Origin of the sequence: Jiangella gansuensis DSM 44835 (assembly GCF_000515395.1) — a bacterium.
GTDB classification, from domain to species: domain Bacteria; phylum Actinomycetota; class Actinomycetes; order Jiangellales; family Jiangellaceae; genus Jiangella; species Jiangella gansuensis.
In genome coordinates, this window is the sequence record NZ_KI911782.1 from 3,362,672 (window position 1) to 3,377,110 (window position 14,439).

Annotated in this window: 15 protein-coding genes and 2 tRNA genes; 10 read left to right on the top strand and 7 right to left on the bottom strand. The window is 69.3% G+C overall.

Translation table 11 applies throughout. From position 1 onward, the window contains the following. Positions 1-38 precede the first annotated feature (38 nt). Complete coding sequence (locus tag JIAGA_RS30170) at positions 39-1,136, top strand: phage baseplate protein (RefSeq protein WP_051426168.1); 1,098 nt, start codon at positions 39-41, stop codon at positions 1,134-1,136. A gap of 44 nt (positions 1,137-1,180) precedes the next feature. Here the strand turns inward: JIAGA_RS30170 and JIAGA_RS0116055 are convergent, their stop codons facing one another. Further along, entirely contained in the window at positions 1,181-1,723 is a 543-nt protein-coding gene (locus tag JIAGA_RS0116055; RefSeq protein WP_211239686.1) for a GNAT family N-acetyltransferase, read from the bottom strand. Between the two features lie 48 nt (positions 1,724-1,771). Then, positions 1,772-2,566: an ArsR/SmtB family transcription factor gene (locus JIAGA_RS0116060; RefSeq protein ID WP_026876462.1), complete on the bottom strand. Its 795-nt coding sequence runs from the start codon at positions 2,564-2,566 to the stop codon at positions 1,772-1,774. A 235-nt stretch (positions 2,567-2,801) separates the two neighbouring features. Between JIAGA_RS0116060 and JIAGA_RS30175 the strand changes: the two genes are divergently transcribed. Then, a complete protein-coding gene (locus JIAGA_RS30175) occupies positions 2,802-3,596 on the top strand; it encodes an alpha/beta fold hydrolase (protein WP_211239687.1) in 795 nt (264 codons plus the stop codon). A 9-nt stretch (positions 3,597-3,605) separates the two neighbouring features. On the opposite strand, the gene JIAGA_RS30180 is transcribed toward JIAGA_RS30175, so the two are convergent. Genes JIAGA_RS30180 through JIAGA_RS0116080 form a run of 3 tightly spaced genes read right to left on the bottom strand, consistent with a single transcriptional unit; the run spans position 3,606 to position 5,533 of the window. Beyond that, a complete protein-coding gene (locus JIAGA_RS30180; RefSeq protein ID WP_211239688.1) occupies positions 3,606-4,421 on the bottom strand; it encodes a protein phosphatase 2C domain-containing protein in 816 nt (271 codons plus the stop codon). A 26-nt stretch (positions 4,422-4,447) separates the two neighbouring features. Beyond that, complete coding sequence (locus JIAGA_RS0116075; protein ID WP_211239689.1) at positions 4,448-5,197, bottom strand: sugar isomerase domain-containing protein; 750 nt, start codon at positions 5,195-5,197, stop codon at positions 4,448-4,450. Positions 5,198-5,257: 60 nt separating this feature from the next. Further along, complete coding sequence (locus tag JIAGA_RS0116080; protein ID WP_026876464.1) at positions 5,258-5,533, bottom strand: hypothetical protein; 276 nt, start codon at positions 5,531-5,533, stop codon at positions 5,258-5,260. A gap of 142 nt (positions 5,534-5,675) precedes the next feature. Between JIAGA_RS0116080 and JIAGA_RS0116085 the strand changes: the two genes are divergently transcribed. Then, positions 5,676-5,858 carry a hypothetical protein gene (locus JIAGA_RS0116085; RefSeq protein ID WP_026876465.1) on the top strand — a complete coding sequence of 61 codons (183 nt, stop codon included), beginning with the start codon at positions 5,676-5,678 and terminating at the stop codon, positions 5,856-5,858. 9 nt (positions 5,859-5,867) lie between these two features. Then, positions 5,868-7,697 (top strand): metallophosphoesterase, encoded by a 1,830-nt coding sequence (locus JIAGA_RS30185; protein WP_051426170.1) that lies wholly within the window; start codon positions 5,868-5,870, stop codon positions 7,695-7,697. Positions 7,698-7,744: 47 nt separating this feature from the next. Here JIAGA_RS30185 and JIAGA_RS30190 read toward each other — a convergent pair whose 3' ends face one another. Beyond that, on the bottom strand, positions 7,745-8,116 hold the full coding sequence (locus tag JIAGA_RS30190) for a nuclear transport factor 2 family protein (RefSeq protein ID WP_035812601.1): 372 nt from the start codon (positions 8,114-8,116) through the stop codon (positions 7,745-7,747). Positions 8,117-8,229: 113 nt separating this feature from the next. Here JIAGA_RS30190 and JIAGA_RS0116100 point away from each other — a divergent pair, with 113 nt between their 5' ends. Continuing rightward, positions 8,230-9,273 carry a phosphotransferase enzyme family protein gene (locus JIAGA_RS0116100; protein WP_169738875.1) on the top strand — a complete coding sequence of 348 codons (1,044 nt, stop codon included), beginning with the start codon at positions 8,230-8,232 and terminating at the stop codon, positions 9,271-9,273. A gap of 229 nt (positions 9,274-9,502) precedes the next feature. On the opposite strand, the gene JIAGA_RS0116105 is transcribed toward JIAGA_RS0116100, so the two are convergent. Then, positions 9,503-9,576 (bottom strand) — tRNA-Gly (locus JIAGA_RS0116105). A gap of 65 nt (positions 9,577-9,641) precedes the next feature. Here JIAGA_RS0116105 and JIAGA_RS0116110 point away from each other — a divergent pair. The 5 genes from JIAGA_RS0116110 to clpX all read left to right on the top strand — a co-directional run bounded on the left by JIAGA_RS0116110 (position 9,642) and on the right by clpX (position 14,367). Further along, a tRNA-Pro gene (locus tag JIAGA_RS0116110) sits at positions 9,642-9,717 on the top strand. A 78-nt stretch (positions 9,718-9,795) separates the two neighbouring features. Further along, positions 9,796-11,226: a trigger factor gene (tig, locus tag JIAGA_RS0116115; protein WP_026876467.1), complete on the top strand. Its 1,431-nt coding sequence runs from the start codon at positions 9,796-9,798 to the stop codon at positions 11,224-11,226. 319 nt (positions 11,227-11,545) lie between these two features. Next, a complete protein-coding gene (locus JIAGA_RS0116120) occupies positions 11,546-12,118 on the top strand; it encodes an ATP-dependent Clp protease proteolytic subunit (protein ID WP_051426670.1) in 573 nt (190 codons plus the stop codon). Between the two features lie 60 nt (positions 12,119-12,178). Further along, the gene (locus tag JIAGA_RS0116125) at positions 12,179-12,784 is read left to right on the top strand and encodes an ATP-dependent Clp protease proteolytic subunit (protein WP_026876469.1); all 606 of its coding nucleotides are present in this window, start codon (positions 12,179-12,181) and stop codon (positions 12,782-12,784) included. 287 nt (positions 12,785-13,071) lie between these two features. After that, positions 13,072-14,367 carry an ATP-dependent Clp protease ATP-binding subunit ClpX gene (gene clpX, locus JIAGA_RS0116130; RefSeq protein ID WP_026876470.1) on the top strand — a complete coding sequence of 432 codons (1,296 nt, stop codon included), beginning with the start codon at positions 13,072-13,074 and terminating at the stop codon, positions 14,365-14,367. Positions 14,368-14,439 lie beyond the last annotated feature (72 nt).

A 14,439-nucleotide genomic window follows, 5' to 3' on the forward strand; every position in this document is an offset into this window, starting at 1 on the left:
GTTGATGATCATGGGCCGACTCGATGTGGAGGGTTGTCATGGCTGATCACTTCCTGACCCGGCGCGGACTGCTGCGCGCCGGGAGCGCCGCGGCGGCGGGTACGGCGCTGGGCGGCGCGCTCGTGGGGCACGCCGCGGCGGCGCCGGCTCGTCCGACCGCGGGCGGTGGCGTGCGACAGCTGCCGAAGCGCTCGCCGTCGTTCGACCTGACGTCGCCCCATGACGAGCTGTTCGTCAATGCCGGGCTGCACGACCAGCGGACCATCATGCAGTCCTTCGCCGTCGACAGCGTCGGCGGGCACGTCTACGTCGTCCAGATCACCCAGGGTGGCACCGTCCTGCCCGGCGACGAATCCGGCGACGAGGAGTACGCCCGGCGCGCGGCCCGCGGCGACCTCACCATGTCGAAGCTGGATCTGGCCGGCAACCTGCTCGGGCACATGTATCTCAAGCGGTTCGGGCACGGCGTGGCCATCGGGGTCGAACGCACCGGCCGCTCCGTGCATCTGTGGACGGAGGTCGACTCGGTCACGGAGGGAGCCAGCGGCTGGGGCACCCGCCTGCTGCGGTTCCCGTTCGAGGACGGCGCCGTCATCGATGCCGACCGCACCACCGGCCTGCAGCGGCGCGAGCTGCTACCCGGTGTGGACCGCACCACCTGCAACGTCGACCCCGGCTACCGGACCCTGGCGATGCGCTACCGGCGCGACGGCGGGTTCCGGTATGCGCTGTTCGCCCTCGACGACGTCCGCGTCGACCGGCCCTCCTACACCCCGCTGGCCGACGTGCCGCAGCCGGCCGTCCTCAGCGGCGGCCCGGTCTTCCAGGGCTACGCCACGTACGGCAGGTACCTCTACCTGTACGACGGCCAGATCTACAGCGGCGCCAACCCGCCGGAGGGCCAGGGCAACGCGCACCTCACCCGCGTCAACTGGCACACCGGCGAGGTCGAGCAGCGGGTGCGCACCATCGACGGGCACGAGCTGCACCGGCGCGAACCCGAGGGACTCGGCGTCTGGCTGGAGCAGCCGGGCCGCCGCGACAGCGCGCGCCTCGGGTTCGCGTTCGGGACCAGCGTCACCGCTAACCCCGACGACGACCGCCTCTGCACGATCCTGGTGAAGGACCTCCCATGATCATCGGCGATCCACCCCGCCATGGCGGTGCCGATCGCCGATGATCATGGGGCGGCGACCGCTGGGACCTCGTAGATGATCTCGATCCCGTCCTCGTCGTCCCACTGCTCGCCGACCTCGACGAAGCCGTACTGCAGCACCAGGTTGCGCGAGGCGAGATTTCCCGGCCCGACGGTCGCCCGGACGGTGTTCACGTGCGGGTCCTGCCCGGCCCGGTCGAGCATCAGCTCCAGCGCGGCCCGGGCATAGCCTCGTCGCCGGTGCGCCGGGTCGATCGCGTACCCGACCTCGACCATTCCGGCGTCGTCCGGCGGGCCGTGGAAGCCGGCCCGGCCGGCGGCGAGCCCGTGGTCGTCGTCCCAGACCACGCCGGTGATCCAGCCGGCGCTGGCGGGGTCGGCGACCACCTGCTCGCTGCGCATGCGCCACACGCTGCGCCAGTGGGGCCCGGCGAAGTACGGCGTCAATGCGACCGGCGAGTCGAGGTTGGCCGTGACGAGGTCGCCGTCGGCCAGTGCGCGCAATGTCCCGGCGCCCAACTGGACGATGCGGACGTGCGGTGTGGCGGTGCCCGTTGTGCTCATCATCGCCGCACATCATCCCCGTCGGCGCGGCGTCGGACAAGCACGTCGGCGTCACGCGGGGGAGGGAAGCGGCTCACCGGTCTCGAGTAGCGTCTTCAGGCTCGCGACGAGCTCCGGCCAGCCGCCGCTGACGGCGTCGCGAACCGCGCTGCCGGGCGGGAAGTCGTCGTGTGTGACGGTGAGCTTGACCGTGTCGTCGCCGTGCGGCTCGATGACGAACGTGACCTTGGACCGCTGCTCGCGGGCCCAGGCAGCGACCTCGTCCGGGTCCAGGCCGTGCACGGCGGCGAACTCCGACGTGAACGTGTGCCACGTGTAGGAGAGCCGGTTAGGCGGCTCGGCGGCCAGCACCACCTGCTCCGGGTCGGCGATCTGGACGCTGCCGTGGTTCCAGGTCATGGGCGCGCCGGGAGTCCAGTCGGTTTCCAGCGCGAGACCCCAGTAGCGGCGGGTGAACGCCGGGTCGGTGAGGGCTCGCCAGAGCTCCTCGGGGGTCGTCTTGATGTAGGTGGTGTAAACGAACGCGGTGTCGGTCATGGCAGGGGACTCCAGAGCTGTCTTGAGATCGGCCAGGGCCTGGGCGTGTCCGCGGTGGTATCGGCTGATCCAGCGGTCGGCGATGGCGTTGATCGGTTCGGCGTTGAGGAAGTGGTGCTTCTCGCGGCCGTGTTTGCGGGTGGTGACGAGGCGCGCATCCTCCAGGACGGCGAGGTGCTTGCTGACCGACTGCCGGGCCATGTCCAGCCCAGCGCACAGCTCCCGCAGGGTCTGCCCGTTACGCGCGTTCAGGCTGTCCAGCAGGGCGCGGCGGCTCGGATCGGCCAGCGCCTTGAAGACCTCGTCCATCGCGTGGCTGCCTCCCTTCGCCGGATGCGCAGCCTCATGGCTGCCTTTCTGCTGCCCACGATAGGCAACCGTCCGGCTGCATGTCAACGTGCCGCCGACCGGAAATGATCACGTCCGGCATGGGATCGCACGCCGCACCATGCATGTGGGCATGGTGGAGCGGGCAGAATCCTGGTGGTGTGAGGGCGATCGGCCGAGCGTTGTCGTGGCGACGGGGGTGGCTGCGGTGCGGCTGGTGAGCGTGGGCGACGCGGAACTGGACGTGTCCGACGAGGGCGCCGGGGAGCCGGTGGTCCTCGTCCAGACGGCGCTGACGGCCGATGAGTTGCGGCCGCTGGCGACAGCGCTGCGCGAGGGGTACCGGACCGTCCTCTATCACCGCCGCGGCTACGGCAGGTCGAGCCCGGACGCCGGCCCGGGCTCGATCGTCCGCGCCGCCGCCGACTGCCGCCGGCTGCTCACGGCCCTGGGAATCGAACGGGCGCACGTCGTAGGCGTCTCCTACAGCGCCGCGGTCGCGCTGCAGGTGGCGGCCGGCGCACCGCATCGCGTCCGCAGCCTCGTACTGCTCGAACCGCCGCCGGTGCACGTACCCAGCGGACCTGACTTCCGCGCCGCCAACGACCGCCTGATCCGCATCCGCCGCGAGCACGGCGCCGCCGCGGCGCTCGACGAGTTCCTGAGCCTCGTCATCGGCTCGGAGTGGCGGTCCGACGTCGAGCGATACGTGCCAGGTGCGATCGCCCAGATGGAGCGCGACGCCGCCACCTTCTTCGACACCGACCTCCCTGCCGTGCTGGCTTGGTCCTTCGGCCCCGCCGACGCCGCTCGCATCCGCTGCCCTGTGCTCCACGTCGGCGGCCAGCGGAGCGGACCATGGTTCGCCGAGGTCCGTGAGCAGCTCCTCGGCTGGTTCCCAGGCGCGGGCGACGTGACGATCGCCGGCGCCGACCATTCCTTGGCGATGACCCACTGGCGCGAGGTCGCGGACGCCGTCGAGGCGTTTCTGCGCCGGCAGCCGCGGGCGTGACCGGTGTCGTCAGGTCGCCTGGTCGGCGGCCCGGCCGGACACTGGCTGGGCGGGCGGCCGGGCGCCGTAGCGGCGGTAGACGACGGTGGCGTCGTCGTGGGCCTTCGTACGGGGCCAGCGCCGGCCGTGGGGGTCGCAGCCCTCGGCTGAGCGGACCCGCCGGATGAGTTCGTCCGGCCCGTGCGTCGCCACGACCTCCAGCAACTCGGACCACGCGAGCAGCCCGAACCGGTCGGCCGGCCGGCTCGCTCCATCGGTCAACAGCGCGACGGCGCGGACCTGCGAGCGAGAGACTCGGCCGGTGAGTGCCTGGTCGGCGGCCCGGGGGTCGACGCTGGCCACCCAGAAGCCGCCGTCGCGGTTGCGATACGTGCCGTAGGGCTCGCCGGGGTGGCGGGCGTGCACGCGGTCGAGCCGGTCGTCGTAGACGACCCGTTGGCCGCCGTCCAGGTCGATGATCAGCGGCGAGTCCGCCAGCACGAGCCATTCGAGGTGGTCGTCGCGCTCCCGCACCGCTGTCACCGTCGCCGACGGAGTATCCGGATGCGCCAGGTCGCAGGATGACCCATGGCGCCCAGCGACGTGGTCGATGGCGTCCGCGAGGGCTTGCGTCATGGGTGACGACGGATCGGAGAGCCGGTCGATGAACGCCGCACCGAGCGTGTGGCTGAACCAGGCGACACCGTGCCCGCACCCCGTCGCCGTGCCCGGCGGTTTCCCGGCCCCGTCGACCACCACCGCCGTGAACTCGGTGACGCCGGCGAAGTCCTCGTTGTCCCGCTCCGAGTGCCCCGCTTGCGTCGCGATCCGCGTGTACCCCGCCACGCCGGACACTCTAAGTGCGCGACAGCCTATGGCTCGATCGGCCGGACCCGCCCGCCGTAGCGCTCGTGCAGGGTGCGATTGTGGGCGTCGCCCGCCGCCAGATTTGCCGAGATGAACACGGGCACGTCGTGCCCCATGGCGAGTAGCCGGCGACAGGTCAGCTCGGTGAGTACCTGGGCCACGAGGACTCCGGTGAACGACGACACCGCGCCGACGCGCACGCCAGGCGTGATCTCGATGTCGGCGTCTCCGGGCGTCGCGCAGTTGTCGATCACCACGTCGGCCAGGTCGGCCAGGTGGGGGCCAGTGCTGTGGCGCGCGTGGACGGATCGCGTGTGCGCGAGCGACGTGATGGCGACAAGGCGGTGGCCGCGTTCGCGGACGAGTTGGGCCATTTCGACGACAGCGGCGTTGAGCCCGGAGTTCGACACGATGAGGAACATGTCGGCGGGGCTGATCTCGGCCAGTGCGTGTATTCGTCCGGCCAGGCCGGACTCGCGCTCGTACGTCGGGTCGAGGATCGAGGCGGGATCCTCGCCTCCGAACATCACCAGGTCCTTGACGGCGAGCATACCGACGGGCGCCAGGCCGCCGGCGCGCCCGGCGAGCTCCAGCGTGACGATCCGCGAGTGCCCGGTGCCGAACGCCTGCAGGATGCCGCCGGCGGCGATCGCCTCTGCCACCAACGAGGCGGCCTCCTGGATCGCAGGCAGCTGCGTGGTGAGAACACGGTCCACCATGCCGGCGGCGCGGGTGGCGTACTCAGACTCGATCACGTTCACTCCATTCCTGTGCGACGGACGCAGCTACCTTCACGGCGGCGTCGGGCCACTTTCTCACCGCTTCAACTGCACCGGGCTGACGAGGGTCTCGTACGTCGGCGGCGTCTGCGCCGCGGGCAGATAGCCGAGGTATCCGTTGGTGTAACCGAGAACGACGACATCCGGTCCGGCCGCGCCGCGGATCGATTCCCCGAGCTCGAGGAACAGCTCTGCGGGTATGGCGACGAGCGTGATGCCGCCGAGTCCGACCGCCTGGATCTCGACGTCGTACGGCTCACCGTGTCCGCGGCTTGCGAGGTCATGCGCGATGCGCCGGCCCTGTTCGAACACCAGGCGGGGTGTGCCGGGTACTGATGTTGCCGGCGGCGCCGGTCGCGGCGACGACCCAGCGTCCAGGAGCGGCCAGGGCCCGTCGGATCCCCCCGTTGAGGTCGGCGCTGACGTCGCTGTTGTCCGCGGGCAGGACGGTCGGATGCACCGGAGAGACCGTGATGACACCGACGACTGCGACCGGCCCTACCAGAGCAACCGGAAGATCGACTACATCTTCGTAGACACCCGGCACTTCGAAGTCGGCCCAGATTCCGGCTGGGTGATCTCCACACCGTTCTCCGATCACCGTATCGTCGTCGGCGACGTGACGCTGAGGCACTGAGGAGCCGAGATGAGTCGCACGAGGAGAAGGCTGCTGGCCGCGAGCGTGGCGGTGCTCGTCCTACCGCTGGGGATGGCGGCACCGGCCACCGGGTCCTCCGGGTCTGCCGGGTCGGACGGGTCGCGGGAGGAGTTCCGGGTCCTGCCGTACCTGCAGAGCCCCAGCGCCTCGGGGATCCGGGTCACATGGTTCACCGAGGACGGCGAACCCGGGCTGCTGACCGTCCGCGGACCCGGTATCCGGGGGAGCCTCACCTACGAGGTCGCGGGAGAGTTGCGGCCCGAGCTCGCCTACACCGACGCCGAGCGCTCCCAGCTGATCCCCGGCCTGGAACAGGGCAGCTGGCTGCTGGGCCCGGACAACTACAAGCACACCGAGCTGATCGACGGGCTACGGCCCGGCCACCGCTATCGGTACACCGTGCGGCAGGGCGACTCGACGTTCGAGGGCCGCTTCGAGACCGCCCCCACCGCCGACGACTGGCGGCATGTCCGGCTGGTCGCCATGTCGGACTCGGAGACGGAGCCGCTGGGCCGGGTGCAGAAGCGCGAGTGGGCGCCCGGAACTGTTGCCGACGGCGGCGAGGCCAGGCCGTCGGCCGACGTGGGGTCGGCGTGGGACCAGGTCCACGGCACCACCACCCTGTCCGGCTCCCGGGTGCTGCGTTACCCGCTCACCGAGGACGAGGGCCTGCGCCGCAACCTCGCCGCCGTCGAGCAGCGCTCGCCCGATGCCGTCCTGTTCGCCGGCGACCTCGTCCAGGGCGGCGGCTACCAGCCGGGGTGGGACGAGTTCTTCCGGCACACCGCGGGGGACAGCGGCGACCTTCTCACGTCGGTGCCGATCCTCCCCGCACTCGGGAACTGGGAGAGCTTCGGGGCCGTCAACGGCGGGTACGGGACGCCCGACGACCGGACGCCGGTGGTGCGGTCCCGGGCGAAGTTCCACGCCTATTTCGATGGGCCGGACAACGGAACGCCGCAGTACCGGGACAACTACTACCGGATCGACTACGGGCCGGTCACCATCCTGACGCTGGACAGCAACAACGGGGAGCCCGACGACAGTCCCGCGCAGTACGCGCCCGAGGACAAGCTGACCGGGCGCGAGTACACCGGGCCGGGCACCGACACGCAGTCGAACTTCACCCGCGCCGAATACGAAAGTGCTGGCGGCACCGACCTGTCCGACTTCGGTCACGGCAGCGAGCAATGGGACTGGGTCGAGCAGGAACTCATCGACGCCCGCGCCGACGGCCGGGTCGTCCTCGTCCAGTTCCACCATGCCCCCTACAGCTCGGGCGAGCACGGACTGCCCATGAACCACGAGCTCACCTCGGGGCAGGGCGGCACGCCCATGCGGGTGTACCACCCGCTGTTCGAGCAGTACGGTGTCGCCGCCGTGCTCTCCGGGCACAGCGAGATGCTCGAGCGCAGCTTCGTGGACTCCGACGGCGACGGCGTCGGAGTCCACTACTACGACGTCGGCGTGGCCGGTGACGGCCTGCGCGGGGTCCGCCGCGAGGGGGCCTCGTTCGACAGCGCCCCGCTCGGTTACAACCCGTTCAGCCGGTGGACCGCCGACCTGGACGCACCGGAACGGTGGACGTCGGCAGACGGCGTTCCGCACCTGGTCGACGGCGGCAAGCACTACGGCCATCTGGAGATCAACGTGGAGCGGGTCCGCGGCGACGACGAGCGGAGCGCGCGCGTCACGCTCACGCCGGTGCACCTCTTCCCCGTCCTCGACGACGACCTGAGCGTCACCAGGACCGAACGCCGGACCTACGACGACGAGACCGTCATCGACATCGGCCGAGACGGCACACCCATCGGCTGAGCCGAACCGGGCCGGGCGGCGGTCGTCGCCGTCCGGCCCGGCGCGGTTCAGCGGACCTCGTCCTCGTTCAGCGGGATCACCCAGGCACGCCGCTCGCAGATGAGCCCGTCGCGCATGACGAACACCTCCGCCATGGACAGTCGCTGGACCGACCCGTCCTGCTGCGGCACCCGCCCGATCAGCTCGGCCATGACGGTGTCGCCCTCCTCGACCATGCGGACGACCTCCAGCTCCGGATCGCCGGCGAATCCCGGGCCCTCGATGGCGGCGTCGTAGGCGGCCTTGCCCTCGAGGCGGAAGGCGCCGAATACCGTCCAAATGATGTCGTCGGTCAGGCAGCTGAGGATTTGAGCGTGGTCGGTGCGACGGAACCCGTCGAGGTAGCGGTGGACGGTCTCCGTGTTACGGGATGCCGGCATCGTGCGGTACTCCTTCGTCTGTGGTTGCTCGTACTGACCGGCCCCGACCCTAGACGTCATCGCCCTGTGTCGAAGATCACCCCCGGGGGTTGCCCGGCTTCGACGATGACGCCGTGAGTGGGCCACGAGCGACAGCGTCCAGGGAGTGGCTGGACTTCGTCCGCCGGGAGTACCCACTGACCGAGGTCACGCTGGTGCGTGATCTCGGCGGCAACTACAACCTGAACCTCCAGGTCTCCACCCGGCAGGGCGCCATGGTCGTCCGGGTCGCGCCCGAGTGGGTCGGGACGGACCGGCTGGTGGCGGTACAGGCGGTGCGTGATCATCCCCGCCGCCGAGGGTGGCCGATTCCCCGGACGGTGCCTACTCGGGCGGGCGAGGGCATGGCTCGGCTGCACAGCCGGCTCGTGGAGGTCGAGCAGTACGCCGAGCCCCGCGGCACGCCCATGACCACCTGGCCCGCGATCGGGGCCGGCCTGCCGTGGCTCGCCCGGCTCCACGACGCCCTCCGCACCGCACCGTCCCCACCGGCAGCCGCCCACCCGCCGATGGTGAACCAGGTCGAGGCCGATGCGGTGCTCGGCCCCGCAATCGCGGCGATCCGGGCCTGGGTCCTGTTCGCCGAGGAAGCTGCGTATGTCGTGGCCGCCGAGCGGCTGGCCACGAGTCTCGCGTCGGCGCGCCGTCGTTTCGATCTCCCCCGTCAGTTGGTCCACGGCGACTTCTGGGCCGGCAACGTCCGACTCGCCGGCGACCAGCTCACCCTGCTGCTCGCCCTGGACTTCCGCGGCGAACGTCCCCGCGTCGACGACCTGGCGCTCACCCTGTTCTTCGTCAACGAACACCTGGGCCGCGACGACACCTCGCCCGACCGCATCGCCACGCTCCGCGCCCTCGTCGACCGCTACGACGCCGCGCTTACGGACCCACTCAGCGCGTCCGAACGTGCTGCCCTTCCCTACGCGATCCTCCGCACGCCGCTGACGTTCCTCCGCGACCCTCGCCCACGTCGGCCCGGCCAGCCGTGCCGAGCTGACCACGCTGCGCGGCCCGCAGTACGCATGGGCGCAGCGTCTCCTCGACACCCCCAGCTGGTGGACGGCGTTCAGCTGACGGCTCGACGCGGGGCCAGCGCCTGGTATCACGCCGATGGTTGAGGGATCTGGGTCGTCATAGCCGCCCAGATCCCTCAACCACTCCGCGGCACACACACATCGTCGTCCTCGGCAGCGGCCAACAATCGACCATTTCGCGGCGGAGCTTCGATGGCGGGTGGTTTGGTGGCGCCATAACCCCACCAAAGCGCCCGCCATGGCCGGGACGTCGGCGGCACAGCGATCCGGGCGCGAGGGTTCCTGGTGCCCGCCGCCGTCGCGCCGGCGGGGATGGAGCGGGTGACGGGAATCGAACCCGCATGACCAGCTTGGAAGGCTGGGGCTCTGCCATTGAGCTACACCCGCGTCGGGGACGTGTACCCCGGTGGATCAGAGTACCCTGTCTTCTGGCCTAGACTTGTCCCGGCACCCGGGGCGTAGCGTAGTGGCTAGCGCGCCTGCTTTGGGAGCAGGAGATCGCAGGTTCGAGTCCTGTCGCCCCGACCAGCCCGCGTTTGACCGTGGCGAGTCCGGCTCGCCACGGTGAACGTGCCCCAAACCATCCAGCACAGGAGACACGTCAGCGTGAAGAGCGTCGTCGAGACCCTCAACCCGACTAGGGTCCGGCTCGCGGTCGAGGTTCCCTTCGCCGAGCTTGAGTCGAACATCCAGTCCGCCTACCAGCGGATCGCCGCACAGGTCACGGTGCCGGGCTTCCGCAAGGGCAAGGTCCCACCGATGGTCATCGACCAGCGGATCGGCCGCCCGGTGGTGCTGGAGGAGGCCATCAACGAGGCGATTCCGCAGATCTACCGCGACGCCATCCGGGAGAACGAGCTGACGCCGCTGGCGCAGCCCGAGATCGACCAGCCGCAGTTCGGTGACGGCGAGGACCTCAAGTTTACCGCCGAGGTCACCGTCAAGCCGAAGATCACCCTGCCCGAGTGGGAGGGCCTGGAGGTCCAGGTCGACGACGTCGAGGTCACCGACGACGACGTCAACGAGCGGCTGGACGCGCTGCGGGAACGGTTCGGCACGCTGGTGACGGCCGACCGGCCGGCGGCGGACGGCGACTTCGTCCAGATCGACCTGAACGCCACGAAGGACGGCGAGCCGGTCGAGGGCGGTCAGGCCACCGGCGTGTCGTACCAGATCGGCAAGGGCGGCATGATCGACGGCCTGGACGAGGCCGTCACCGGGCTGTCCGCGGGCGAGTCGGCGACGTTCAAGACGACGCTGGTGGGCACGCACGACGGCGAAGAGGTCGACTGCGAGGTCAGCGTTACTGCCGTCAAGGAGCAGCAGCTGCCCGAGCTGGACGACGAGTTCGCCCAGCTGGCCAGCGAGTTCGACACGCTGGACGAGCTGCGCGCCGACGTGCGCGAGCAGGCGCTGAACCGCAAGCGCATCGACCAGGCCATGGCGGCTCGCGACAAGGTGCTCGACCTGCTGCTGGAGAAGGCCGGCGAGGTCCCGGTGCCGGAGGAACTGGTCGAGTCGCAGGTCGAGAGCCACTTCGCCGACGGCCACGGCGACGACGACCACCGTTCGGAGTTCGAGCAACAGCTGCGCCGCAGCCTCGTGTCGCAGTTCGTGCTGGACGACCTGGTCAAGGCCGAGAACGTCGAGGTCTCGCAGGACGAGCTCAGCTCGTACATCATCCAGCAGGCCATGTCGTCGCGCATCGACCCCAACCAGCTCGCCCAGCAGCTGGTCGACCAGGGCAACCTGCCCGCCGTCGTCGCCGACGTCGCCCGCGGTAAGGCGCTGGCCCTGGTGGTCGAGAAGTCCAAGGTCAAGGACGCGTCCGGCAACGACGTCGAGCTGAACCGGCTGCGCGAGGACGGCACGCTGGCCGAGCCCGGTGAGGGCGAGGACGGCGCGGCCGCGCCGATCGGCGACTCCTTCGAGTTCGCCGAGATCGACGAGTCGGCGCAGCCTGAGACCGACGCCGGCGACGCCGAGTCCGGCACCGCCGACGCCGGCGAGAACGGGGACGACGACGCCAAGGCGTGACGTCCGCCCTTCGAAACATCCTGGATCAGGTGACCGACATCGTGGCCCAACGCAGCCGCGGCGGTCACCTGATCTGTTTCATGTCGACCATCGTTCCAGGTGACGACGACACTTCCAGCCGTCCAACACGCCGTGAGCGAACACCGGCCATGCGGCGGATGGGCGGCGGGGCCTTCTTGGTTACTGTCATTGGCACCACGACGACACGAACGGTCTCGACGACCAGTCCGAGCAAGTCAAGGAGATCACGGTGAGCACACGCCCCGAGACGTCGGGCCCGCACCTCGTTCAGGCCCACACCCCGACGCCCGGCACGTCGATGGGTCTGGACGACAACGTCTACAGCCGGCTGCTGCGAGAGCGGATCATCTTCCTCGGTTCGGAGGTCCGCGACGAGAACGCGAACGCCATCTGCGCGCAGCTGCTGCTGCTCGCGGCTGAGGACCCCGCCCGCGACATCAACCTGTACATCAACTCGCCCGGCGGCTCGGTCTCGGCCGGCATGGCCATCTACGACACCATGCAGTACGTCAAGCCCGACGTCGTCACGGTGGCGATGGGCTTCGCGGCCTCCATGGGCCAGTTCCTGCTGACGGCGGGGGCTCCGGGCAAGCGGTACGCGCTGCCGCACGCGCGCATCCTCATGCACCAGCCGTCCGGCGGCATGGGCGGCTCGGCCAGCGACATCCGCATTCAGGCCGAGGCGATGCTGCGCACCAAGAAGGAGATGGCCGAGCTGATCGCGCACCACACCGGGCAGCCGGTGGAGCGTATCGAGGCCGACTCCGACCGCGACCGCTACTTCACGCCGCAGGAGGCGCTCGAGTACGGCTTCGTCGACCACGTGGTCGAGAGCGCCTCGCAGGTCTCCCAGGGCGGCGGCACGGCCTGACCTGCACGCCGTCGCCGGCCCTACGACACCGAGCGAACACCCGATAGAGGAGACCCCGCGATGAACTACTACATCCCGCAGTGGGAGGAGCGCACCTCCTACGGTTACCGGCGCATCGACCCGTACGGGAAGCTGTTCGAGGAGCGCATCATCTTCCTCGGCACGCCCATCACCGACGATGTCGCCAACGCTGTCATGGCGCAGCTGATCTGCCTGGAGTCGATGGAGCCCGACCGCGACATCGAGATCTACATCAACTCGCCCGGCGGCTCGTTCACGGCCATGACCACCATCTACGACACCATGCAGTTCATCAAGCCGGACGTCCGGACGGTGTGCATGGGGCAGGCGGCGTCCGCGGCGGCGGTGCTGCTGGCGGCAGGTGCGCCGGGCAAGCGGCTCGCCGTCCCGAATGCTCGCATCCTGATCCACCAGCCGTACACCGAGGGCACGTACGGCCAGGCCAGTGACATCGAGATCCAGGCGAACGAGATCCTGCGGATGCGCGCGCTGCTGGAGAAGATGCTCGCCGACCACTCCGGCAAGAGCGTCGACCAGGTGCGTCAGGACATCGAGCGCGACAAGATCCTGACCACGCAGGAGGCCATCGACTACGGCCTCGTCGACAACTTCACGGCCTCGCGCAAGGCCAGCCTGGTCGGCTAGAGGACCGGGAACGATGCACACGACGGCCACGGGCGGCGGGTTCGCGCCCCCGTGGCCGTCGCGTTCTCGCAGCGCGCGTTCTGCGGCCCGCGACGCGCCGAGACCGATCCGGCCCGGGGGTGCCCGATTGTCGGCGCGACGTTGTACCGTCGAAGGCACGCAGGGCTCGCAAGGGCCGGCGATACGCACGACGTCGATTCGCGAGTGGGTCCGCGCTACACCGGCCCGGCCCGCGGATCCTCGGCCCCGAGGCCGAGATCGCACCAGAAGACGGAAGGACGTACCGCGTGGCACGCATCGGCGACGCTGACCACCTGCTCAAATGCTCGTTCTGTGGCAAGAGCCAGAAACAGGTCAAGAAGCTCATCGCAGGCCCCGGTGTCTACATCTGCGACGAGTGCATCGACCTGTGCAACGAGATCATCGAGGAAGAGCTCAGCGAGACGGCTGAACCCGGCGGCCTGTCCGAGCTGCCGAAGCCGCGCGAGATCTACGAGTTCCTCGAGGAGTACGTGATCGGCCAGGACGTGGCCAAGAAGGCCTTGTCGGTCGCCGTCTACAACCACTACAAGCGCGTCCAGGCCCGCCAGTCCGGCGCGGCGCGCGGGCACACCCGTGACGACGCCGTCGAGCTGTCGAAGTCGAACATTCTGTTGATCGGTCCGACGGGGTGTGGGAAGACGTATTTGGCGCAGACGTTGGCGAAGATGTTGAACGTGCCGTTCGCGATCGCGGATGCCACGGCGCTGACGGAGGCGGGGTATGTGGGTGAGGATGTCGAGAACATCTTGTTGAAGTTGATCCAGGCGGCTGACTATGACGTGAAGAAGGCCGAGACGGGGATCATTTACATCGACGAGGTCGACAAGATCGCGCGGAAGTCGGAGAATCCGTCGATCACCCGGGATGTGTCGGGTGAGGGTGTGCAGCAGGCGTTGTTGAAGATCCTGGAGGGGACGACGGCGTCGGTGCCGCCGCAGGGTGGTCGGAAGCATCCGCATCAGGAGTTCATCCAGATCGATACGACGAATGTGTTGTTCATCGTGGGTGGGGCGTTCGCGGGGTTGGATGATCTGATCCAGCAGCGGGTGGGTAAGCGTGGGTTGGGGTTCGGGGCGGAGATCCGTAGTAAGGCGGAGCGGGATGCGTCGAATCCGTATGGTGATGTGATGCCGGAGGATTTGTTGAAGTTCGGGTTGATCCCGGAGTTCATCGGTCGGTTGCCGGTGATCACGACGGTGTCGCCGTTGGATCGGGCGGCGTTGATCCGGATTTTGTCGGAGCCGCGGAATGCGTTGATCAAGCAGTACATGCGGATGTTCGAGTTGGATCATGTTGATCTTGAGTTCACCGATGATGCGGTGGAGGCGGTCGCTGATCTGGCGTTGTTGCGGGGGACCGGGGCGCGGGGGTTGCGGGCGATCCTGGAAGAGGTGTTGTTGCATTCGATGTATGAGGTGCCGTCGCGGGAGGATGTGGCGCGGGTGGTGATCACGCGTGAGGTGGTCAACCAGAACGTGTTGCCCACGCTGGTGCCGCGCGAGGGTCCCCGTAAGCGGGAACGTCGCGAGAAGACCGCCTGACGCCTCCCCTTGATCATGTTCCCTCGTGGTCACCTGACGACCGTCAGCGAACATGATCACGAGAGGGCTGTG